The 22,698-nt window shown below is 68.1% G+C and carries 21 protein-coding genes; 7 read left to right on the top strand and 14 right to left on the bottom strand.

Going from position 1 to position 22,698, the window contains the following annotated elements; genetic code table 11:
* Positions 1-244: 244 nt before the first annotated feature.
* Positions 245-1,015: a universal stress protein gene (locus tag AC5W54_RS14660; RefSeq protein ID WP_495962823.1), complete on the bottom strand. Its 771-nt coding sequence runs from the start codon at positions 1,013-1,015 to the stop codon at positions 245-247.
* The gene (locus AC5W54_RS14655) at positions 1,005-3,440 is read right to left on the bottom strand and encodes a Lon protease family protein (RefSeq protein WP_495962822.1); all 2,436 of its coding nucleotides are present in this window, start codon (positions 3,438-3,440) and stop codon (positions 1,005-1,007) included. The genes AC5W54_RS14660 and AC5W54_RS14655 overlap by 11 nt, the downstream gene beginning before the upstream one ends.
* A gap of 149 nt (positions 3,441-3,589) precedes the next feature.
* Between AC5W54_RS14655 and AC5W54_RS14650 the strand changes: the two genes are divergently transcribed.
* Positions 3,590-4,405 (top strand): alpha/beta fold hydrolase, encoded by an 816-nt coding sequence (locus AC5W54_RS14650; RefSeq protein WP_495962821.1) that lies wholly within the window; start codon positions 3,590-3,592, stop codon positions 4,403-4,405.
* 15 nt (positions 4,406-4,420) lie between these two features.
* The gene (locus AC5W54_RS14645) at positions 4,421-5,395 is read left to right on the top strand and encodes a sensor domain-containing diguanylate cyclase (RefSeq protein WP_495962820.1); all 975 of its coding nucleotides are present in this window, start codon (positions 4,421-4,423) and stop codon (positions 5,393-5,395) included.
* Between the two features lie 303 nt (positions 5,396-5,698).
* Here AC5W54_RS14645 and AC5W54_RS14640 read toward each other — a convergent pair whose 3' ends face one another.
* The 5 genes from AC5W54_RS14640 to AC5W54_RS14620 all read right to left on the bottom strand — a co-directional run bounded on the left by AC5W54_RS14640 (position 5,699) and on the right by AC5W54_RS14620 (position 10,956).
* The gene (locus AC5W54_RS14640) at positions 5,699-5,845 is read right to left on the bottom strand and encodes a hypothetical protein (RefSeq protein ID WP_495962819.1); all 147 of its coding nucleotides are present in this window, start codon (positions 5,843-5,845) and stop codon (positions 5,699-5,701) included.
* A gap of 231 nt (positions 5,846-6,076) precedes the next feature.
* Positions 6,077-7,210, bottom strand: a complete 1,134-nt coding sequence (locus AC5W54_RS14635) for a hypothetical protein (protein ID WP_495962818.1) — start codon at positions 7,208-7,210, stop codon at positions 6,077-6,079.
* A 438-nt stretch (positions 7,211-7,648) separates the two neighbouring features.
* A complete protein-coding gene (gene mmsB / locus AC5W54_RS14630) occupies positions 7,649-8,554 on the bottom strand; it encodes a 3-hydroxyisobutyrate dehydrogenase (protein WP_495962817.1) in 906 nt (301 codons plus the stop codon).
* A gap of 62 nt (positions 8,555-8,616) precedes the next feature.
* Complete coding sequence (locus tag AC5W54_RS14625) at positions 8,617-9,771, bottom strand: enoyl-CoA hydratase/isomerase family protein (RefSeq protein ID WP_495962816.1); 1,155 nt, start codon at positions 9,769-9,771, stop codon at positions 8,617-8,619.
* An 18-nt stretch (positions 9,772-9,789) separates the two neighbouring features.
* Positions 9,790-10,956 carry an acyl-CoA dehydrogenase family protein gene (locus AC5W54_RS14620; protein WP_495962815.1) on the bottom strand — a complete coding sequence of 389 codons (1,167 nt, stop codon included), beginning with the start codon at positions 10,954-10,956 and terminating at the stop codon, positions 9,790-9,792.
* A gap of 190 nt (positions 10,957-11,146) precedes the next feature.
* Between AC5W54_RS14620 and AC5W54_RS14615 the strand changes: the two genes are divergently transcribed.
* The gene (locus AC5W54_RS14615; protein WP_495962814.1) at positions 11,147-11,599 is read left to right on the top strand and encodes a MerR family transcriptional regulator; all 453 of its coding nucleotides are present in this window, start codon (positions 11,147-11,149) and stop codon (positions 11,597-11,599) included.
* A 55-nt stretch (positions 11,600-11,654) separates the two neighbouring features.
* Entirely contained in the window at positions 11,655-13,394 is a 1,740-nt protein-coding gene (locus AC5W54_RS14610) for an AMP-binding protein (RefSeq protein ID WP_495962813.1), read from the top strand.
* A gap of 33 nt (positions 13,395-13,427) precedes the next feature.
* Here the strand turns inward: AC5W54_RS14610 and AC5W54_RS14605 are convergent, their stop codons facing one another.
* The 4 genes from AC5W54_RS14605 to AC5W54_RS14590 all read right to left on the bottom strand — a co-directional run bounded on the left by AC5W54_RS14605 (position 13,428) and on the right by AC5W54_RS14590 (position 16,434).
* Positions 13,428-14,006, bottom strand: coding sequence for a hypoxanthine-guanine phosphoribosyltransferase (locus AC5W54_RS14605; protein WP_495962812.1), 579 nt, complete (start codon positions 14,004-14,006; stop codon positions 13,428-13,430).
* Positions 14,007-14,073: 67 nt separating this feature from the next.
* Positions 14,074-15,087, bottom strand: coding sequence for a beta-N-acetylhexosaminidase (gene nagZ / locus AC5W54_RS14600; protein ID WP_495962811.1), 1,014 nt, complete (start codon positions 15,085-15,087; stop codon positions 14,074-14,076).
* 163 nt (positions 15,088-15,250) lie between these two features.
* On the bottom strand, positions 15,251-15,769 hold the full coding sequence (locus tag AC5W54_RS14595; RefSeq protein ID WP_495962810.1) for a L,D-transpeptidase family protein: 519 nt from the start codon (positions 15,767-15,769) through the stop codon (positions 15,251-15,253).
* The gene (locus tag AC5W54_RS14590; protein ID WP_495962809.1) at positions 15,769-16,434 is read right to left on the bottom strand and encodes a TetR/AcrR family transcriptional regulator; all 666 of its coding nucleotides are present in this window, start codon (positions 16,432-16,434) and stop codon (positions 15,769-15,771) included. The genes AC5W54_RS14595 and AC5W54_RS14590 overlap by 1 nt, the downstream gene beginning before the upstream one ends.
* Positions 16,435-16,648: 214 nt before the next feature.
* Here AC5W54_RS14590 and lexA point away from each other — a divergent pair, with 214 nt between their 5' ends.
* Together lexA and dinB are read left to right on the top strand one after the other, a co-directional pair.
* Positions 16,649-17,299 carry a transcriptional repressor LexA gene (lexA, locus tag AC5W54_RS14585; protein ID WP_495962808.1) on the top strand — a complete coding sequence of 217 codons (651 nt, stop codon included), beginning with the start codon at positions 16,649-16,651 and terminating at the stop codon, positions 17,297-17,299.
* Positions 17,280-18,344: a DNA polymerase IV gene (gene dinB, locus AC5W54_RS14580; RefSeq protein ID WP_495962807.1), complete on the top strand. Its 1,065-nt coding sequence runs from the start codon at positions 17,280-17,282 to the stop codon at positions 18,342-18,344. The genes lexA and dinB overlap by 20 nt, the downstream gene beginning before the upstream one ends.
* 329 nt (positions 18,345-18,673) lie before the next feature.
* Here the strand turns inward: dinB and AC5W54_RS14575 are convergent, their stop codons facing one another.
* Both AC5W54_RS14575 and purU read right to left on the bottom strand, forming a co-directional pair.
* Positions 18,674-19,345 carry an energy-coupling factor ABC transporter permease gene (locus tag AC5W54_RS14575; protein ID WP_495962806.1) on the bottom strand — a complete coding sequence of 224 codons (672 nt, stop codon included), beginning with the start codon at positions 19,343-19,345 and terminating at the stop codon, positions 18,674-18,676.
* A 12-nt stretch (positions 19,346-19,357) separates the two neighbouring features.
* Positions 19,358-20,212: a formyltetrahydrofolate deformylase gene (purU, locus tag AC5W54_RS14570; RefSeq protein ID WP_495962805.1), complete on the bottom strand. Its 855-nt coding sequence runs from the start codon at positions 20,210-20,212 to the stop codon at positions 19,358-19,360.
* 235 nt (positions 20,213-20,447) lie between these two features.
* Between purU and AC5W54_RS14565 the strand changes: the two genes are divergently transcribed.
* Positions 20,448-22,046 carry a ribonuclease J gene (locus AC5W54_RS14565; protein ID WP_495962826.1) on the top strand — a complete coding sequence of 533 codons (1,599 nt, stop codon included), beginning with the start codon at positions 20,448-20,450 and terminating at the stop codon, positions 22,044-22,046.
* Positions 22,047-22,198: 152 nt separating this feature from the next.
* Here AC5W54_RS14565 and AC5W54_RS14560 read toward each other — a convergent pair whose 3' ends face one another.
* Positions 22,199-22,507, bottom strand: a complete 309-nt coding sequence (locus AC5W54_RS14560; RefSeq protein ID WP_495962804.1) for an H-NS family histone-like protein — start codon at positions 22,505-22,507, stop codon at positions 22,199-22,201.
* Between the last annotated feature and the right edge of the window lie 191 nt (positions 22,508-22,698).

Here is a 22,698-nt window from a genome sequence, read left to right as displayed (position 1 = left end):
CGGTTGCTCCCCACCCCGCCTCGCGGCGACGCAGTTACCTTCGGCTACGGGGTCATGGCTTACCCCGGTGCGGACTCTCACCGCACTGTGTGCACGCCTTCACGGGCGCACTGGGAGCCACGCTCCGCGGGGCGATGCGGCGCGAAGCGGCGCTGAGCGGCTGTCGGCCATGCTGGCGGCTACCGCCAAGGCGCCTGGCGGCGCCAATCGCGCAGAAGATCTGCGCCCACAGGGCGGGCATCGGTTACGGCACCACGATGACCGGGACGGGGATACGGGCGAGCAGCTCCGGGTCCTGCTCGGCGAGGCGAGCAAGCTCGGGGCGGCGCAGCAGCAGCGCCCCGCTGCGCGCGCGGTAGAGGTGACGCTCCAGGGCGGTGGCGCCCAGGGCCGGCAAGGCCTCCACCCCGTCGAACAGCGGCACCAGTGCCGTCAGGTTGGCATCCTGAGCAGGAGAGTCCGACGCCGACATCAGCCGCAGGGGGCCACGGCTGGGCGGCAGGCGCTCGTCCCAGATGACCACGGTACAGGGGGCCTCCAGGATCAGCGCACGGCTCGTGGACCCCAGCCGCACCCCCCACTGGCCCGAGAGCCCGGCCTTGCCCAGCACCAACACGTCGCCGGGGCCGGCGAGCGCCAGCGCCTCACTGGTCACCCGGCCGCGGCTGACCTGCAGGCGATGGCGCACCTCGCGCCCGGCCACGGCGTCGGCCAGGGCCCGGCTGGCGCGCTGCACCTGACGCGCCAGGCTCAGCTCCAGCGCCTCCGGCGACAGCGGCCGGGCGAGACCCGATTGGGCCCCCACCTCACAGGAGAAGGGAAAGGCAGCGCTGTGCAGCAGGTCGAGGTCCTCGACAAACAGCGCCACCAGCTCGGCCTGGCGGCTGGCGGCGAGCTCCACCGCGGCGGTGAGCGCCGCCAGGCTCTGGCGCGAGGCATCCAGCAATGCCAGCACCCGCGCCGCCGCCGGCAGCCCGCCAGGCACCTCGGGAGGCATGCTAGTCTCATCGCTCATCATCGCTCTCCTCACCATTTCCGTTGCCACCCTCGTCCTTCGCCACCTCGGCCTTGTCGCCCTCCTGCTTGCCCCGGGCGGCCTTGACCGCCCGACGGAAGGCCGCCAGCCGCGCCTGCACGTGGCCGTTCAGGCTCGCAGCGGGGAAGTCGCCGTGCTCGTCGGCCTCGCCGAGTTCGAGACCGGTGAGCAGCGCCAGCGCCTCGTCCACATGGTGCATCGCATAGACGCGGAAACGTCCCGCCGCCATGGCCTCGCGTACCTTATCGTTGAGCATCAGGTGCTCGACATTGGCGGCCGGCAGGATCACCCCCTGGCCGCTCAGCTCGCCCCGGGCCCGGCAGACATCGAAGAACCCCTCGACCTTCTCGTTGACGCCGCCCACCGCCTGCACCTCGCCGTGCTGGTTGATGGAGCCGGTCACCGCCAGCGACTGGTCGAGCGGCACCCCGCCGATGGCCGACACCAGCGCGCACACCTCGGCCACCGACGCGCTGTCGCCCTCGATGCCGCCGTAGGACTGCTCGAAGGCGAGGCTCGCCGAGAGCGAGAGCGGGCGATCCAGCGCATAGCGATTGGCCAGGTAACGCGACAGGATCATCACCGCCTTGGAGTGGATGCGGCCACCGAGGCGCGACTCGCGCTCGATGTCCACCACCTGGCCGCTGCCGGGGCGCGCGGTGGCGGTGATGCGGGTCGGCTGGCCGAAGGCGAAGTCGCCGAGCTGCAGCACCGAGAGGCCGTTGACTTGCCCCGTCACGCGGCCCTCGGTGGCGATCATGTGGGTGCCGCGGGTGATCTGCTCGTGGCTGCGCTCGCGAATCCGTCCGGCCCGCCACAGTTGCTGCGCCACCGCCTTGTCGACCTGGGCCCGGGAGATCACCGTGACGCCGTCCTCGCCGGCCCAGTGGTCGGCCTCGAGCAGCAGGTCGTGGAGATCACGGTGGCGGGCGGTGAGCTTGCGCTGGTCGTCGGCAAGGCGGCTGGCGCGCTCGATCACCGCCGCCACCCCGCTGCGGTCGAGGGGGCGCAGCGCGGCCTCGCGCGCCAGGGTGGCGATCATCCGCGCATAGAACTCGTGGTGAGCCTCGTCGCGGTCGAGGTCGTCCTCGAGGTCGGCCTGCACCTTGAACAGCTCGAGGAACTCCGGGTCGTGTTCGCACAGCAGGTAGTAGAGCAGCCGCTCGCCGAGCAACACGATCTTGATGTCCAGCGGGATCGGCTCCGGCTCCAGGGTGACGGTGCTGATCAGCCCGTAGGCCTGCTCCAGCGATTCGGTGCGGATCTCGCCGGCACGCAGGATGCGCTTCAGCGTCTCCCAGGCACCGGGCTGGGTCAGCACACCGCGCGCGTCGAGCACCAGGTAGCCGCCATTGGCGCGATGCAGCGCGCCGGCCCGGATCAGCGAGAAGTCGGTGAGCAGGGTGCCGTTGTGCACATGGTGCTCGATACGTCCCACCAGGTGCTGGTGGCTGGGCAGGTCCTGGTACATCACCGGCGCGCCTTCGCTGTCGGCGTTGTCGACCAGCAGGTTGATCTGGAAGCGGCTGAACACCGCCTCGGGCGGAATGTCCGGTTCCTCGGCGTGGAAGGAGTCCACGTGCAGCAGGGTCGCCTCGCGGATCGCCACCAGATGGTCCAGTACTCCCTGCTCGTCGGCGTAGCGCTCCTCGAGCTCGGCCAGCGGCGTGCCGATCACCGACTGCAGCATCTCCTCGTTGAGCGCCCTGACCTGGTCGCGCAGTTCCTTGGCCAGCCGCGGCATCTGGCGGATCGCCTGGGTCAGCTTGCGCTGCAGGATCTCCACCGTGCGCTCGATGCGCTCGCGATCGTCCTTGGGCAGTGCCTCGTAGTTCTTCGGTGACATCATCTTGTCGCCGTCGGCCGGGGCGAAGGTGAAGCCGTTGGGGGTCGAGAGCAGGATGATGTCGTGCTCGCGGGCCTCGCGACGAACCGCCTCCACGGCGTCATTCTGGCGCTCGCCCATGGCCTGCTTCAGCTCGTGCAGGCGGTTCTGGTACTCCTCGCCCTCGAACACGGCGGGAATCGCCCGCCGCAGCTCGTCCACCAGCGCCTCGATGTCGGTGCGCAGCTGCCGGCCCAGCCCCGGCGGCAGCGCCAGCTGGCGGGGCTGGGCCGGGTCGTCGAAGTTGTAGAGGTAGCACCAGTCCGGCGGCGGCGCCTCGTCCCGCGAACGCTCGGTCAGAAAGCGTCCCACCAGCGAGTGCTTGCCATGGCCCGGCTGGCCAAGCACGAACAAATTGAAACCGTCGCTTCTGATCGCCGTGCCGAAGCTCAGGGCATCCCGCGCCCGGTCATGGCCACTGAGCAGATCCAGCGACTCCAGCTCGCTGGTCACGTCGAAGGCGAAGGCCTCTTCCGGGCAGGTCCGGTACACCTGCGCCACCCCCAGGGGTTCCACCATGGCATTTCTCCCGTGCAGTCACCGCCAGTATGGAAGATCGTGGCCCGAACCGCCTGATATGGATCAAGGTGCCCCCCCCGGCCCCGGCTCCTCCGAGGGTGCTATGCTGCAATCAGACACGGCTCACCCAGGAATAGCGAAGGATCGCCATGCCCTGCACTATCCGTCATCTGCTCAATGTCACCGAACACGGCCGGGGCAATACGCCACTGGTGATGGTCCACGGCTTCGGTTGTGACCAGACTGTCTGGAGCCGGATCGTGCCCGCCTTCGAAGCCGACTTCCGCGTCATCCTGTTCGACCTGGCCGGCTTCGGCGCTTCCGACCGCCGCGCCTTCGAGCCCGGGCGCCACGCCCGCCCCCGGGGCCATGCCGAGGACCTGGTCGCCCTGTGCGACGCCCTCGAGCTCGAGGACGCCCTGCTGCTCGGCCACTCCATCGGCGGCACCATCGGCCTGATGGCGTCCATCGACCGTCCCCGCGCCTTCCGCCGGCTGTTCCTGCTCTGCAGCTCGGCCCGCTACCTCGACGACCCGCCCGACTACCGCGGCGGGTACCGCCCCGAGGAGCTCGACGCCCTGCTGGCGCTGATGGAACAGAACTACCTGGACTGGGCCAACAGCCTCTCGACGGTGGCCCTGGGCGATGCCGCCACCCCGAGCTGGCACCACGACCTGCAGCAGCGCCTGCTGGCCGTCGACCGCACGGTGCTGCGCCCCCTGGCCCGCGCCGTCTTCCTCGACGACATCCGCCACCTGCTGCCCCGCGTGCCAGTGCCCAGCGTGGTCCTGCAGACGACCCGTGACGCCATCGTGCCGCTCGCCGCCGCCGAGTACCTGCAGCACCACCTGCCGGAGAGCGAACTGGAGCTGCTCGACTGTGCCGGCCACTACCCGCAACTCACCGACCCCGAGCGGCTGGCCCAGGCGCTGAAGTCCCGCCTGCCCTCGCCGACGGCCCGCTGACCCTGGTGCCCAATGATGCCCCACAAGGACGACCTCGCCCACTGGTGGAACCTCTCCCCCGACGGCCAGCTGGTGATCGACGCCGCCGGCCGTATCCTGGCGATCAACCGCACCTTCGCCGGCTGGTACGGGCAGCGTGCCGAGTCGCTGCTCGACCGCCCCGCCAGCGAGCTGCTCACCCCCTCGGCGCGAGTGATCTACCTCGGCCTGCTCGCCTTCCGCCTGGCCAACCGGGGCCACGCCGACGAGATCCACCTCGAGCTCGACCTGCCCGACGCAGTGCCGCTGCCGGTGGTGTGCAGCGCCACCACCCTGGCATACCAGGGCGCCCCGCTCACCCTGCTCGCCCTGACACCGATCCCGCGCAAGCATCGGCTCGAACGCGAGCTGGTCGCGGCGCACCAGGCCACCGAGCGCGCCCTGCGCGAGAAGGACGCCATCATCGCCGAACTCGAGACCCTCAAGGACCTGCTCGAAGGGCGCCGCGCCGAACTGGAGTGGCTCGACCGGCGGGCCACCACCGACCCGCTCACCGGCCTGCCCGACCGGCGCCGTCTCGACGACACCCTCGACCTGCTCTTCGCCGCCACCGAGCGCAACAGCACCGCCAGCGCCTTCACCCTGGCACTGCTCGACATCGACCACTTCGCGACGATCCACGCTCGCCATGGCCGCCCCCACGGCGACCGGATCCTCGAGGCCTTCGCCGACCTGCTGCGCGCCACCCTGCGCCGCGACGACCTCGCCGCCCGCGCCGGCGACGGTGCCTTCGTCCTGCTGATGCCCCACTCCGGGCCAGCTGCCGCCCGCAATGCCATGGAACGGCTGCGCCGGGCCGTCGAACGCCATCCCTGGTCGCCCGCCCCCGTCACCCTGAGCATCGGCCTGGCCGGTTACCGGCCCGGCGACACCGCCCGAACCCTCTACCTGCGCGCCGACCACGCCCTCGACACCGCCCGGCACGACGGCCGCAACCGGGTCTGTGAATGACGGGAGTCGGGCCGACCGCCGACGCCTTGGAGTCTGCCCCATAGGGGCGGGCCTCGGCGCTTTTATTCAGCGAACATGCCGTCATCATCGATAAGTTCGGCGGGATCCTCCTGGGCCAACCCACTGAGGGGGAGTCGCCCCGCCGCCCGCGGTCACCAGCCGTTGGTCTAGCCACGGATCAGGCTGGCGCCGCGCGGCACATGGTGGCGCGCGCAGCTCGCCGCACGGGCCGGGCGGCGGCTGGTGGCCCGGGCGGCGGTCGTGGTACCAGATCCGGCACTCCCCCGGCGGCGGCAAGTGCCCCTAGGGGATGCCGGCATCCGGCGCGTAGTAGCCGCCGTCACGGTGGCCGGGATAGGGCGGGCCATCCACTACCACACAGCCACCGAGACCGAGCAGGCCGACGCCCAGCACCAGGCCGCCCAGTCGCTTGATCGAGTGAAAGCTCATCGCCGTGTTCCTCTGTAGTGCGCCATGGCGCACAGGATAACAACCATCGCCACCGGCAAGGCCCCTCGCTCAATGCAGGATATCGCGCAGCACCCAGTCATCGAAGTGCCTGGCGATGCCGGGGGCCTGTGCCTGCCCCTGCCCGCGCCGGGGTTGGGGCGGCCAGTCCAGGGCGAACCGCTCGATCGAAAAGTCGGGGTAGCCGCAAAGGCACAACGGGAATAGCCGACCTTACGGTCTACCTATCCAGCCACCAAGATAATCGAGCCAGAAACTCATGGCGAAACCACTGATCAGGAGCGTATCCAGCAAGGTGGCCATCAGCTTGGCCTTGAAGCTGCGAATGTCCTCGTAGCCCACATTCTCTGCCTTATCAGGCGAGACTCGCCAGCGATAGCGGCACCACTGGAGTTCGATGAAATATCTCGGCAAGGAGACGAAGATCACACCGATCAATGTCACGAACAGTGCAGACACCCATAGATTGTTCGTCTCTCCTAGAGGCGAGGCGCTCCAGAGCAGGATGTTTATCATGTAGCAGAAGGTGAGCAGCTTGGCCAGAATGTAGGCCTCTGTGAAGGAGGCCAACCTGACCCTCAGGCATTCGAACTTTACATACTCGGCTGTTTCGGTGGTATCCAGCAGTCTGCCGATGACGAAAATGGACGAGAAGGCCATCATATAGAACATGATACTCAGCAAGGTGACGATGAGAAGCAGGAAATTCAGCAGGAAATAATAAACACCCAGCCCCTGCATGATTCTGACGCCCTCTGCCGTTCTTTCCACAAACCAGTAATCCACCGGCACCCTGACGGTATCATTGATCTCGTAGATGTAGTTCGAGATCGCAAACAGCGCGATAGCCAGAATCATGAAGCACAGTAGAAAGATCCGTACAAGTGACGACCTGTTGTTCTCGGCCTCGTTTCCCGTGAGGCTCTGCTTGCACTTGCCCACGTCGGCGGCGCCCTTCACCACCACGATCCACAACCAGACCCCCAGGCCGACATATGCCGGGCATACCAACGCATAGAGAAGCAGGTTGACCCAATCCCGGGAGAAATAGATGACATCCTCCCGCCCACCCGCAAAGGTACCCACCTGATAAGTCCAGACGGCAGGCACCACCAGGCACAGGGCAAAGGTACAGAGGGCGGCCACGGCACCGGCCTGCCATCCGAGCTGGCCCGTGGTACTCCGGCTCAGCCCTGCGGGTACATCGGGCGCAATGTCGACGAACACAAACCGAAGCACACGCTTCAGATGCCGAGCTCCCCAGAGTTCCGAAGCAGCGAGGAGATGCGCAAACACCCATACCCTGGGTTCTTCCGGAATGATCTTTTCTGGTTCTTCTCCTTTCATCACCACCCCGGTTCCCGTCGAGCCAAATGCCGGCGCCCCTTCTCGACAGGCCCGGTACCAGAACGAATTCTGGCTCAAACCTCGCCGGCATAACCGGCACGCAACGCTGGCCACCCAGTGCTCGGCAATAAGGACACCCGAATCTCTTATCACTTAGGATAGGCCAGTAATGGGCTGTCAGAACATACGGACCATCCTGGGGTGGTCGAGGCTGCCCGCAATGCCATGGAACGGCTACGCCGGGCCATCCCACGCCATCCAGGTCGACCTGGAGCCTGACCTCCGGCAATTCCCGAATATTTCTCGGCGATGGCAGCACGTTAGGGATAAGGAACAATATCCCACCCCTATAAGGCCAGCCCTCGGCGGTATTGAATCCGCTCGCCCCGTGCACAATGACAAGCCTGGCAACTCGGCCGGGGGCTGACCAAGGCAGGGTTAGGAGTGATCCTCGCCGGCACGGTAGAGGTTCTGGATGCTGGAGAAATCCAGGCCGCCGTTGCCCTGGGCGCTGTGCAGGGCGAAGAGGTTGCGCGCTTGGGAGCCCATGGGCACGGTCGACTTCGACCCCAGTGCCAGCTCCCAGGCGAGGCCGAGGTCCTTGGCCATCAGGTCGGTGAGGAAGCCGCCCTGGTAGTCGCGGGAGGCCGCCGAGCCTTCCATCACGCCGGGCCAGGGGTTGTAGACATTGAGCGCCCAGTTGCCGCCGCTGCTCTGCTTCATGATCTCGGAGAGCACCGCGGGGTCGAGGCCGTTCCTGACGCCCAGCGCCAGGGCCTCGGCCGTCCCCGACATCAGGATGCCGAGCAGCATGTTGTTGCAGATCTTGGCCACTTGGCCCGCGCCGACCTCACCGGCATGAAAGATGTTCTTGCCCATGCCCTCGAGCACCGGCTTGGCCTGCTCGAAGCCGGTATCACTGCCGCCGACGATAAAGGTCAGGGTGCCGGCCTTGGCGCCGCCCACGCCGCCGGAGACCGGAGCGTCGAGATAGGTCAGGCCCCGCTCGGCGGCGGCGGTCCCCACGATCCGGGCATCCTCGGGCGAGATGGTCGAGGCGTCGATGATCAGCGGCCTGGCCTCGAGTGCATCGAGCAGGCCCGCGGCCCCGTCGCGCCCCAGGTAGAGGCCCTTCACATGGGCCCCGGCCGGTAGCATGGAGATGACCACCTCGGCGCCCCGGGTGGCGGCGGCGGCGCTCTCGGCGCGTGTCGCGCCCTCGGCTTCCAGGGCCTGGGTGGCGCTCTCGACCAGGTCGAAGACACAGACCCGATGGCCGGCCTTGACCAGGTTGCTGGCCATGGGCGCCCCCATGTTGCCGAGGCCGATAAAGGCGATGTTCATTGGCGTTGCTCCCGTGTTCGTCGTGGCTTGTTCATTATTCATTGTAGGGGTCGAGCCGTGTGTCAGCCGACACGATGCCCCATGCCGAGATCGCGCAGCGGATGCGCCTCGTCGGACCACAGCGGCGTCATCAGCGCCAGGATATCCGCCTCGGGGACGCTGGCCGTATCCGCATGCCGCCAGCGGGGCCTCTTGTCCTTGTCGATCAGCAGGGCGCGCACGCCTTCGACGAGTTCGCCCCGACGGCAGCACTGCACCGAGAGGCTGAGTTCATCACGGAAGGCATCGGCCAGGCTGGTGTGAGCGTGCCGCTCGAGCATGCGCCACACCAGCTGGGCGCTCATCGGACAGCCCGCCGCGAGCCGAGCCCGGTTGGCGGCAAGCCAGGCGTCGTCGGTCTCGTCGCGCAGGATGCGCCGGACGGCGGTGGCGGCGTCCACCCGGCCGACCAGCGACTGCACGTGGTCCCGGTGCGGCCATACCTGCCCCGCGGGGGCCCGGCTGCGATCCTCCATGTCGTTGAGCACCACCTGGACGCCGGCACGCAGGTCGCGGGGTGTACGCTGGCCGTAGTCGGCCTCCTCGAGGGCACCGAGCAGTGCCTCGCGACGCTCGCGGGGGATAAAGCGATCGGCCAGGCCCAGGTCGAGGGCATCGCGGGCATTGAGCTGGGCACCGGTGAGCCCCAGGTAGGCCCCCACCCCGGACGGCATGCGGCCCAGGAACCAGCTGGCGCCGATGTCGGGGTATAGCCCGATGGTGATCTCGGGCATGGCGATGCGGGTGGTCTCGGTGACCAGCCGCGGGGAACCACCCGCCATCAGGCCGAGCCCGCCGCCCATGACGATGCCGTCGCCCCACACCAGTAGCGGTTTGGGGTAGGTGTGGATGCGGTAGTCGAGACGGTACTCGGCGCTGAAGTAGGTCTCGGCGAAGACGCTGTCGCGGCCCGCGCCGCGATTCTCGCCCTCCTCGGTCATCGAGCGGTAGAGGGCGACGACGTCGCCGCCGGCGCAGAAGGCCTTGTCGCCGGCCCCCTCGAGCCACACCGCCACCACGCTGCGATCCACCGCCCAGGCCTCGAGCTTGGCCTCGAGCTGACGGATCATCTCCAGCGACAGCGCGTTGAGGGACTTCGGGGCGTTGAGGGTGGCGACCCCGATGCACCCACCGTCCCGGGTCGGCAGCTCGTCGAAGAGCACTGCTAGATCCGACATCGAACGTTCTCCTGTTGGCTATTGAAGCGACTCGACCACCCCATCGGCCAGCAGCCGGCGGGCGACGATGACACGCATGATCTCGTTGGTCCCCTCGAGGATCTGGTGCACCCGAGTGTCGCGCACCATGCGTTCCAGGGGAAACTCCTTGAGGTAGCCGTAGCCGCCGTGGAGCTGCAGGGCCTCGTTGCAGACGGTGAACCCCATGTCGGTGGCGAAGCGCTTGGCCATGGCACAGTGGGCGGTGGCCTCGGGGTCGCCCTGGTCGAGGCGCCAGGCCGCCTGGCGCACCATCAGCCGCGCCGCGACGAGTTCGGTGGCCATGTCGGCGAGCTTGAACTGCAGCGCCTGGAAGCTCGACAGCTCGCGGCCGAACTGCTTGCGCTCACCGAGGTAGTTACGAGCCAGGGTGAGTGCCTGCTGGGCCGCCCCCAGCGAGCAGCTGGCGATGTTGAGGCGGCCGCCGTCGAGCCCCTTCATGGCCAGCTTGAAGCCTTCGCCCTCCGCGCCCAGGCGGTTGCCCACCGGCACGCGCACGCCGTCGAAGCTGACCAGGCGGGTCGGCTGGCTCTTCCAGCCCATCTTCTCCTCGTTCTTGCCGTAGCCGATGCCCTCGGCATCGGCCGGCACCAGGATCGCCGAGATCCCCCCCGCCCCGCTGTCGGGCTCGCCGGTACGCGCCATCACCACCAGCACGTCGTTGGCGCCGGCGCCGGAGATGAACATCTTGGAGCCGCTGATGACGTACTCGTCGCCGTCCCTCACCGCCTTGGTGCGCAGGCTGGCGGCATCGGAGCCCGCACCCGGCTCGGTGAGGCAGTAGCAGCCCAGGCACTCGCCGGCGACCAGACGGTCGACCCACTGTTCGCGCAGGGCCGCGTTACCCCAGCTGGCGACCATCCAGGCGACCATGTTGTGGATGGTAAGATAGGCGGTGGTAGAGATGCAGCCCTGGGAGAGTTGCTCGAAGATCAGCGAGGCATCGAGCCGCGAGAGCCCCAGGCCCCCGCGTTCCTCGGGAATGTAGATGCCGAGGAACCCCGCCTCACCGGCCCGACGAATGACATCGATGGGGAAGTGGGAGGTCGCGTCCCACTCGGCGGCGTGATCGGCCATCTCGGCCCTGGCGAAGTTGGCGGCCGCCTGGGTCAGCGCCTTCTGATCATCGGTCAGGGAAAAGTCCATGGAGGTATCCTCGTCTCGGCAATGAGTGGTTGGCGTGCGTGCCGGCCTGGTACCAACCTAGCACTTGCTAGGTTTTATCACACATCACCCCTTGGTCGACAAGCACTTTACGTTAACGTAAACCTCGGCTAGTGTTGCGAGTACGCGGCGGCCATCGCGACACGACCCGCCCAGCATAAGGAAGACGCCCATGAACAAGCGCACATCGGACCCTACGGATCCCGCCAACGTCGGCCTGCCTCGGCAGTGTCGTACTTTTACGATCGGCGAGCTGGCCCGGATGTTCGAGGTGACGCCACGCACCATCCGCTTCTACGAGCAGGAGGGCCTGCTGGCACCGGAGCGCCGTGGCCAGACCCGCATCTATCACGAGAAGGATCGAGTGCGTCTCAAGCTCACCCTGCGCGGCAAGCGGCTGGGCTTCTCGCTGGCCGAGATCCGTGAGGTGGTGGAGATGTACGACGCCATGCCCGACGGTAACGCGCGCCAGCTCAAGCGCCTGCTCGAGATCCTGGCCGACAAGCGGGCCAACCTGGAGCGCCAACTCGAGGACATCCGCCTGATGCACCGCGAGCTCGACGACGTCGAGAGCCGTGCCCGAGAGGTCCTGGCCAGCCTGGAGACGGCGTCGGTCGAACGCTAGCGGAGCGCCTGCCATCCCTTTGCAACACCACTTGCAACAACAAGAGACGGGTAACATGACACGCCAACACACTCCGATCAGTTATGTCAGCGGCATCAGCGACACGCCCCTGAAGGGCCAGACCATCGGCGACTGCTTCGACGACACCGTCGCCCGCGTCCCCGATCGTGACGCCCTGCTCAGCCTGCACCAGGGCCTGCGCTACACCTGGGCCGAGTTGCAACTGGCAGTGGATCAGGCGGCCCGCGCCCTGCTGGCAGTCGGCGTGAGCAAGGGTGAACGGGTCGGCATCTGGTCGCCCAACTGCGCCGAGTGGACCATCACCCAGTTCGCCACGGCCAAGATCGGCGCCATCCTGGTCAACATCAACCCCAGCTACCGCACCCACGAGCTCGAATACGCCCTCAAGCAGTCCGGTACCTCCACCCTGATCCTGCAGGGCGCCTTCAAGAGCTCCGACTATGTGGCGACCCTGGCGGAGCTGGCCCCGGAGCTCAATAAAGAGCTGGCCCCGGAGCTCAATAAAGAGCTGGCTCCGGAGCTCAAGGACGAGAAGGCCCCAGGCACCCTCTCCTGTGCCAGGCTGCCCGAGCTGAAGCGGGTGGTCTGCCTCGACGCCGACCGCGCGCTGCCCGGCATGCTCAGCTGGCAGGGGCTGCTGGCCTACGCCGGCAAGGTCTCCGCCGAGCGGCTGGCCGAGCTCCAGGCGACCCTGCAGTTCGACGAGCCGATCAATATCCAGTACACCTCCGGCACCACCGGCGCCCCCAAGGGTGCGACGCTGTCGCACCACAATATCCTCAACAACGGCTTCTTCGTCGCCCGCACCATGGGCTTCAGCGAGCAGGACCGCCTGGTGATCCCGGTACCGCTCTATCACTGTTTCGGCATGGTGATGGGCAACCTCGGCTGCATGACCCACGGCGCCACCATGATCTATCCCGGTGACGGTTTCGACCCGGAGGCGACCCTGCGCGCCGTGGCCGAGGAGCGCGCCACCGCCCTGTACGGCGTGCCGACCATGTTCATCGCCGAGCTCGAGCACCCCGACTTCGCAAGCTACGACCTCTCCAGCCTGCGCACCGGCATCATGGCCGGCTCGATCTGCCCCATCGAGGTGATGCGCAAGGTGATCGAGCGCATGCACATGCAGGAGGTCACCATCTGCTACGGCATGACCGAGACCAGCCCGGTAAGCTTCCAGACCCAGACCGACGCGCCGCTCGAGAAGCGCGTGACCACGGTGGGCACCATCCATCCCCACCTGGAGGTCAAGTTGGTCAGCCCCGAGACCGGCGCCGTGGTGCCCCGTGGCGAGACCGGCGAACTGTGCACGCGCGGCTACAGCGTGATGCTCGGCTACTGGGAGAACGAGGAGGCGACCGCCAAGTCGATCGACGGCGCCGGCTGGATGCACACCGGCGACCTGGCGACCATGGACGACGAGGGCTACGTGGCCATCGTCGGCCGCATCAAGGACATGATCATCCGCGGCGGCGAGAACATCTATCCCCGCGAGATCGAGGACTTCCTCTATACCCACCCGGCGATCTCCGACGTCCAGGTAATCGGCGTGCCCGACGAGAAGTACGGCGAGGAGGTGATGGCCTGGGTCAAGCTGAGCGAAGGCGAGTCGCTCACCGCCGACGAGCTCAAGGCTTTCTGCAAGGGCAAGATCGCTCACTACAAGGTGCCGCGCTACGTGAAGTTCGTCGACGAGTTCCCGATGACGGTCACCGGCAAGATCCAGAAGTTCAAGATGCGCGAGGAAGCCACCCATGAGTTGGGGCTCTGACCGGGGCTACGCCCCGGAGCCCCGAAGGGGCGGTCACAACCCCTTCGGGGCGAAGATCCCCGGGGCGTTGCGCCAGTAGCCCTTGTAGTCCATGCCGAAGCCGAAGACATAGCGGTCGACCACTTCCAGGCTGCAGTAGTCGGCCTTGAGCCCGGGCACCGCCTTGCGTTCGTGCTGCTTGTCGACCAGTACCGCGGTGGCGATGCTCGCCGCCCCCGCCTCGCGGCAGTAGTCGAGGATGGCGGCGAGCGTCGCGCCCTCGTCGAGGATGTCGTCGACGATCACCACGTGACGACCGGCCATGGGCACCTCCGGCGAGACGCGCCAGAACAGCTCGCCGCCGCGAATGCCGCCGCGGTAGCGGGTGGCGTGCAGGTAGTCGACCTCGAGCGGGAAGCCGAGCCGGGTCAGCAGGTGGCCAGTGGTGATCAGGCCGCCGTTCATCACGCAGCAGAAGACCGGTAGCTTGTCGCCGAGGTCGCGGGTGATCTCGTCGGCCATGCGGTCCAGGGCGCGCTCGACCTCCTCCTGGGAGATCAGACAGTCGGCGTTGTCCATGACGTCGCGCATGTCGGCCAGCGACGGGTGGAAATCGGCGTCGAGTTTGGGCATCGGATATCGGCTCGCAGTCGGCTTGTAAGGGTAGAACGTGTCGGGAGAAAACGAGAGGCGAACGGCCTCAATGGGACGCCATGGCCTCGAGGCGGGCATGCACACGGCGCCAGCGGGAGAGCGCCCCCAGGGCGGCGAGATCGGGTCGGGCGCGGCCGTAGCGCAGCTTCATCACGCGCCGTGCGACCTGCCCCTGGCAGGCGTCGAGCACCTCCAGCGCCGCGGCGCGGTCGTTGCACACCAGCAGCATGTCGCAGCCGGCCTCCAGGGCCGCCCGGGCCCGCTCGGCGGGGGAGCCGGCCGTTCGGGCGCCGGCCATGCTCAGGTCGTCGGAGAAGATCACGCCCTTGAAGCCCAGGCTCTCGCGCAGCATCCCCAGCCAGGCGCGGGAGAAACCAGCCGGGCGCGGGTCGAAGGCGGGATAGACCACATGGGCCGGCATCACGGCGTCGAGTCGTGACGCCAGGGCGGCGAACGGGATCAGGTCGTGGCCACGCAGCTCGGCGAGCGGCCGTTCGTCGCTGGGCAATGCATGGTGGGAGTCGGCCACTACTCCGCCATGGCCGGGGAAATGCTTGGCCACCGCCACCATGCCGGCCTCGTGCAGGCCGTCGACGAAGGCCCCGCCCATCGCCGCCACAGCCTGGGGGTCGGCGGAGAAACTGCGGTCGCCGATCACCGTGGAGCGCCCGCTGTCCACATCCAGCACCGGGGCGAAGCTGAGGTCGAGGCCACAGGCCGCCATCTCCATGCCCAGCAGCCAGCCGGCGTCCTGGCAGAGCCGCACGGTGACCTCGGGCAGCGCGGGAAAGTCGCGCCCCAGCCGTCCCATGGCGGGCAGCCGGGTGACGCCCTCGCGCAGGCGCTGCACACGGCCGCCCTCCTGATCGATGGCCAGCAGCAGCTCGGGCCGGACCCGGCGGATCTCGCTGCACAGCGCGCGCACCTGGTCGGCCGACTCGGTGTTGCGGGCGAACAGGATCACGCCGCCGACCTCGGGGCGGGCGAGCAGCTTGCGCTCGTCACGCGTCAGGTGAGGCCCTTCCAGATCCAGCATCACCGGGCCGAGGGTCTGGGTCATCGTCATGCTCCTTGACGTGGAAGGGGGCAGATTCTAGAACAAAGTCGCCCGCCGGGACAGCCGAGCGGGTGGCTCAGCCAAGGGGATGGCAGGCCGACTTCCTCATCGACTTGTACCCGGCGCCCCTCGCCATGTCCTGCGGCGATTGCCCTGGAGGCTCCGCTCAGTCGTGGAGCCAGACCGGTGTGCCGGGGACGGCCAGCGCGAAGACGGCCAGCAGGTCGGCGTCGCGCAGGCGGATGCAGCCATGAGAGCGGGGCTCGCCCATCGGCTGGTCGGGCGGCGTGCCATGCAGATAGATATAGCGGCGCTGGGAGTCGACGTCACCCCCACGGTTGTGGCCGGGCTCGAGGCCGCACAGCCAGAGGATACGGGTCAGGATCCAGTCGCGGCCAGGGTAGGCGGCGGCCAGCGCCGGGGAGAACACCTCGCCGGTGGGGCGACGGCCACGGAACACCGCGCCGGGCGGCTGGCCGTCGCCGATGGCGGCCCGCACGTAGTGCCAGCCCAGCGGGGTCTGGCCGCTGCCATCGCGCTGGCCGGTGCCGGCCACCCCGGTGGAGACCGGGTAGACGCCGCGCGACTCCCGCCCCCGCCACACCACCAGCCGCTGGGCGGCGGTGTCGATCTCGAGCCAGCACTCCCGCTCGGGCGGCAGCGCGTCGAGCCGCGGGGTACGCATCAGCTCGCCTCGGCCCTGGACTGGGCGAGCTCGGGCAGCGGCGCATTCATCGCCGAGACCACCACGGGGCGCAGGCGTCGGATCAGGTCGCGCACCGAGACATGCTCGCCGTAGTCCTTCTCGGCGATGTCGCGCAGCGCATCCAGCCCCGAGAGGGTGAAGATCACGGTGCCCAGCACGAAGTGCAGGCGCCAGAAGCGTTCGGCATCCGGCAGCTCCGGGGTGGCCAGGCGCACCAGCTCGGTGAAGCGGGTGAAGACGCTACCGTATTCCTCCTGGATATGGCGGCGCAGGTGCCCCTGGGCCTGGCTGTAGGCGAGCCCGAGCAGCCGCATGAACACCTTGAGGCTGTTGCGCTCGGCCGGCACCTCGAGCACGGTGCGGGCCATGGTCTCGAGCAGTGCCTCGAGGGGGATCACCTGCCCGGCGTAGCGGGCCTCGAGCTCGTCCAGGGCGAGGTGGAAGCGCTCGGTGAAGGGGTCCAGATAGCGTGAGAAGACCGCCTGGATCAACGACTTCTTGGAGCCGAAATGGTAGTTGACCGCCGCCAGGTTGACCCTGGCCTTGCTGGTGATGTTGCGCAGCGACGTTTCGGCGAAGCCGCGCTCGGCGAACAGTACCTCGGCGGTATCGAGGATCCGCGTGACGGTATCGGTCTGGGCCATGAGCGATGACACCTGGTTGGAAACAGTTGTTTTAAACGTGACAGGATTGTACGTCAGCCGAGCCCCCCCCCTCAATCCTAAACCGACGACCGGTGTTTCAAACGCGCGCCCGGCATGTCGGGCTTTTACTGGATGAACTTCCATGCTGTATACTTGACCAATGAATGGGCGATCCGGAGTCCCGCTCGCCCCCCACCGCCACACCGGAGGCCGTATGACACGCCCCCTGACCCCGCGCCAGCAGAACGTCCACGACTTCATCGTCAAGACCATCAACGAGCTGGGCTACCCGCCGACCCGTGCCGAGATCGCCCGTGCCCTGGGGTTCCGCTCCCCCAATGCCGCCGAGGAGCACCTGCGGGCACTCGAGCGCAAGGGCGTGATCCGCATGATCCCCGGCACCTCCCGCGGCATCCGCCTGCCCGCCCAGGAGCCCGAGGCCCCGGACGGCGAGGAGGCCGCCACCCAGGGGCTGCCGATCATCGGCGAGGTGGCCGCGGGCAGCCCGATCCTTGCCGCCGAGCATATCGACCGCTACTGCCCCCTCGCCCCGGAGTACTTCACCCCCCGTGCCGACTACCTGCTCAAGGTGCGTGGTCTGTCGATGAAGGACGTGGGCATCCTGGAGGGCGATCTGCTGGCCGTGCACCGCACCGACCGGGTACGCGACGGCCAGATCGTGGTCGCCCGCCTCGAGGACGAGGTCACGGTGAAGCGCTTCCATCGCCACGGGCATCGGGTCACGCTCCTGGCCGAGAACCCCGACTTCGCGCCCATCGAGGTCGACCTGCGCCATCATGAGCTGGAGATCGAAGGTATCGGGGTTGGGGTGATCCGCGGTGGTAATGGCCAGGCCCTCGGCTGAGCGCAAGATCCTTCACGCCGACTGCGACTGCTTCTATGCCGCGGTGGAGATGCGCGACGATCCCCGCCTGCGCGACATCCCGCTGGCGATCGGTGGCAGCCGCGAGAAGCGCGGGGTGATCGCCACCTGCAACTACCCGGCACGGGCCTTCGGCATCCATTCGGCGATGCCCACCGCTCGGGCGCTGCGGCTCTGCCCGCAGCTGACCCTGCTGCCCGGCGACTTCGAGCGCTACCGGGAGGTGTCGCGCCGGATCCAGGCGATCTTCCACGAACTCACCCCGCTGGTGGAACCGCTCTCGCTGGACGAGGCCTTCCTCGACGTCACCGCGGTCGAACGCTTCTCCGGCAGCGCCACCTGGATGGCGCGCTGGCTCAAGCAGGAGTGCCTGGCCCGTACCGGCATCACCGTCTCGGTGGGCGTGGCGCCGTCGAAGTTCCTGGCCAAGATCGCCAGCGACTGGGACAAGCCCGACGGCCTCACGGTGATCCCGCCGGCGCGGGTCGACGACTTCGTCCGCTCCCTGCCGGTCACCAAGCTGCACGGCGTCGGCCCGGCCACCGGGGCCCGGCTCTCCGCCCTGGGCATCACCACCTGCGAGGAACTGCGCGCCTTGCCACTGGAGCGCCTGCTCGACGAGTTCGGCAAGTTCGGCCAGCGGCTGTTCGAACTCTCCCGCGGCATCGACGAGCGTCCGGTGCGCATCGAGCGGGAGCGCAAGTCAATCAGCGCCGAGACCACCTTCGAGCGCGACCTGCCGGACCTGGACAGCTGCCGGGCGGCCCTGGTGCCGCTGTGCGAGCGACTCGAGGCACGCCTGGCCCGTCATGGTCACCCGCCGTTGGCGGGGGTCTTCGTCAAGGTGCGCTTCAACGATTTCAGCCTCACCACCCTGGAGAGCCGTGGCCTCGCCCCTGCCGCGCAGAGCTATGCCCGCCTGCTCGAGCAGGCCTGGGCCAGGGGCCACCGCCCGGTGCGGCTGCTCGGCGTCGGCGCCCGGCTGGTGCCGGAGGCCGAGCGTCGCCAGTTGGCCCTGCCGATCTGAGAGGATGGGCGCCTTGTGGGAGCCACGCTCCCACCGAGGGCGATGGTGGCCTTGTGGGAGCCACGCTCTGCGGGGCGATGGTGGCGCGCAGCGGCGCTGGGCGGTCATCAGCCCCGTTGGCGGCCACCGCCAAGGCGCCTGCGGCGCCAATCGCTCGGCGGAGCCAAGCTCCCACAGAGGGCGATGGCGGCGCGAAGCGGCGCTGGGCAGTCATCGGCCCCGTTGGCAGCTACCACCGGGCGCCTGCGGCGCCAATCGCTCGGCGGAGCCAAGCTCCCACAGGGGGCGATGGCGGCGCGAAGCGGCGCCAGCCTCGACGCCGGGGCTGACTACTTGGTGTCGATATAGCGGTGAGCGTTGAAGGTCGCTACCCAGCTCGGGTGGTAGACCATCAGGATGCTCAGCAGCATCCCGGTGATGAAGGCCTCGGAGGGCATCAGCAGCGGCAGGAAGCGGGCGTACTCCAGCGCCTGGTGCATGACCTCGGGGTCGCTCGCGCCGAGCGCCATCAGCCCCACCGCCGAGAGCCCCGCCGCCAGGGTGGCGAGCGCCGTGCCGAAGAAGCCGCAGACGAACAGGAAGACCATCAGGTTGTCCGGCAGGTGCCGGTCGACCAGCCGCCAGACCAGTACCATCACCAGTGCCGGGACCACCCCGGTGACCAGCAGGTTGACCCCGAGCAGCGGCCAGGCGACCCGCCCCAGCCCAACCATCGCCAGGTTGACCAGCAGACAGGAGAGCAGCGCCAGCGGTGCCTTGAAGAGCAGGGTCAACAGCGCGGTGAACATCAGATGCAGGGTCAGCCAGTCGACCGCCTGGGCGCGCAGTTGCCACATCAGCAGCACCGCCACGGTGGCGGCCAGCCAGCGGTGCTGCAGGGCATGGTCGGCGAACAATGCCTGCCAGGGGGGCTGGGCCAGCGCCAGGGCGACCGCCCCCAGCGACATCAGGGTGGCGACCAGCAGCAGCCAGGGCGAGATCACGAGTGCGGCGAACGACATCGTGGCTCTCCGTCAGGCGAACACCACCGTCTTGTTGCCGTGGATCAGCACCCGGTCCTCCAGGTGCCAGCGCAGCCCGCGCGCGAGCACCGCCTTCTCGACGTCGCGGCCGAAGCGCACCAGGTCATGCGGGGTATGGCAGTGGCTGACCCGATGGATGTCCTGTTCGATGATCGGCCCGGCATCCAGTTCCTCGGTGACGTAGTGACAGGTGGCGCCGATCAGCTTCACGCCGCGTTCGTAGGCCTGGTGGTAAGGTTTGGCCCCGGCGAAGGACGGCAGGAAGCTGTGGTGGATGTTGATCACCCGGCCGGCATACCGCTCGCAGAGCGCCGGCGGCAGGATCTGCATGTAACGGGCCAGCACCACGCTGTCGGCGCGGGCCTCCTCCACCAGGCGCTCCACCTCGGCGAAGGCCGCGGCCTTGTCACCGGCGGGCACCGGCACGTGGTGGTAGGGAATGCCGTGCCACTCCACCAGCCCGCGCATGTCCTCGTGGTTGGAGATCACGCCGGAAATGTCGCAGTCGAGCTCACCGGCCGTCCAGCGGTAGAGCAGGTCGACCAGGCAGTGGGACTCCCGGGACACCATCAGCACCACCCGCGGGCGGTGGCGGGTATCGGTCAGTGCCCACTGCATGTCGAACTCGGCGGCGATGGGGGCGAAGGCTTCGCGCAGGGCCTGGGGTGGCATACCGATGGAGTCGGCGAGGATCTCGTAACGCATGAAGAAGCGGCCGGCCTCCAGGTCGGAGTGCTGGCTGGCCTCGGTGATGGAGCCGCCATGGCCGGCGATGAAACCGGAGACCCGGGAGACGATCCCCACGCGGTCGGGGCAGGAGACCACCAGGCGATAGTAGTGTGACATCGAATGACCGTCGCTAGTCGGGAACCACTGGTAAAGGACGGCATTGTAGCGAAAGCCGCCGCCGCGGGCACGGCCGCGGGCGCTTCATTGTGGCCCTCGGCGACGATCCCGTATAGTGAAGCGCATACTCTCCACGGTTTGCACTCCCCCGATGCCCCAGCCTCGTGTCCAGATTCGTCCTCGCCGCCGCCCTCCCCTGCACTTCCTGCCCCTCGGCGGCTGCGGCGAGATCGGCATGAACCTGAGTCTCTACGGCTTCGAATCACAGTGGGTCGCGGTGGACTGCGGCATGATGATCCGCCAGGACCTGCCCGACAGCCCGCTGCAGGTACCCAACCTGGACGCCCTGATGACGCTCGGCATCACGCCCCGGGCGCTGATCATCACCCACGGACACGAGGACCATATCGGTGCCGCCGCCTGGCTCTGGCCCCGGTGGGATTGCCCGATCCATGCCACGCCCCTGGCCGCGGGCCTGCTGCGCGCCAAGTTCATCGAGCGCGGGCTCACCACCGACGCCATCCGGATCATCGACCCCGGCGAGGCCCTCGAGGCCGGCCCCTTCACCCTGCGCTACCTGCCGCTGACGCACTCGATTCCCGAGAGCTGTGCCGTGCTGATCGCCGCCGGCGAGCACCGGGTACTGCATACCGGCGACTGGAAGCTCGACCCCGAGCCGCTGATCGGTTCGCCGGTCTCGGCCTCGACCTTCCGGGCCATTGCCCCGGTGGACCTGGTGGTGGGCGACTCGACCAATGCGCCCCTGCCCGGCCATTCGCGCAGCGAAGGCGAGGTTGCCGTGGCGCTGGAACACGCCATCGCCCGCTGCGAGGGCCGCGTGGTGGTCTCCTGTTTCGCCAGCAACCTGGCCCGGGTGCTGGCCATCGGCCGCGCCGCGCAGCGCTGCGGCCGTCGGGTCAGCCTGATGGGGCGCTCCATGGAGCGCATGGTGGGGGTGGCTCGCGGGCTCGGCTATCTCGATGACTTCCCGCCGCTGGTGCCGGTGACCGACCTGGGCTACCTGCCTCCGGAGGAGGTGCTGGTGATCGCCACCGGCAGCCAGGGGGAGCCCCGGGCGGCGCTCAGTCGCCTGGCGAAGGGACGCCACCCGACCTTCGAACTGGGTCACGGTGACAGCGTGATCTTCTCGGCCAAGGCGATTCCCGGCAATGAACTGCTGATCGAACGCCTCAAGGCCGGGCTCAGGCGCCTCGACGTCGCGCTGCTCGACGAGTTCAACCACCCCGAGCTGCACGCCTCCGGGCACCCCGCCCAGGACGAACTGCGCACCTTCTACGGCTGGGTGAAGCCCGGCCACCTGCTGCCGGTGCACGGCGAGCCACGTCACCAGCAGGACCACCAGCGACTTGCCGAGTCGCTGGGGATCCGCTCCCCGCTGATCCCGACCAACGGCGACCTGATCCGCCTGGATGGCGACGGCCTGAGCCTGGAGGTACGGCATCCTCAGCCGCCCTGCATCGTCAGCCAGAACGCCGTGACGCCGTTGCCGGGACTCGGTGCCACAGGCGGCCCGCGGTCGCGCCACGGCAGTCTCTATCTGGCGCTATCGGTGACGGCCACCGAGGAGCGCGGCTGGACCCGTATCGGCCGGCTGATGCTCGATACCAGCCAGATGAGCCACCTCGATGAGGACGCCTTCGCCGACTGGCTCGACGTCCAGCTGGCCGAAACGAGAGCCGATACCCTGGCCGAACTGCGCCTGGCGCTGCAGCCCAGACTGCTGGCCTGGTTCGCCGATCATCTGCGCCGCGTTCCGGAAATTCACCTGCAGATCCTGGCGGTGGAGGCCCCCAGCTTCAGCGACCTCGACTGAGCGTGCCGGCGGCCCGCCCCCGGGTGACGCCCACAAAGGAGAGGCGAACCCGAAGGTTCGCCTCTCCATCATCATGCCATGCGCTTGCTGGCTCGTTCCCTCGACCCTTGCCGATCGAGGCGATGTCGTACACGACATCTCTTGTGACGTGCTTATGCCTTGCCTGCCTTGTTTGCCTTGCTGGCGTTCTTGGGTGGACGACCGCGCTTGCGACGAGGCTGTTCGGACACCAGGTCATCGAGCGAAAGACCGGCATCGTTGATCGCCTCGCGAATCTCGGCCAGTTTGCGCTCTTTCTGGGCTTCTTCTTCCTGACGCTGCAACTCTTCGTCCTTCTTCTGCTCGATGACCTCACCGATCACCTCTGCCAGCTTGTGGAGCTGTTCCATGCTCAACTGGCGTGCCGCGGCGCGAGCCACGTTCTTGTTTCGAGCGATGCGCTCCAGGGATTCGCTGGACATTGGCCCCCTCCATGCCGAATTAATGAAACGGTTACTCATGACACTGTACGTCAAAAGTATATGCAGACTTCGGGTCTTGGCAAGAAAATACATGCAATTATTTTCACCGAACAGTACCACAAACACCTCGACTCACCCGCAGGATCCCGACACGAAGACGGCGCCATCCTGGCGCCGTCTGGAAAGGGGAC

This window comes from Halomonas sp. LMYGS-3 (assembly GCF_059509875.1).
This window is presented reverse-complemented; position numbering and strand designations above follow the sequence as displayed.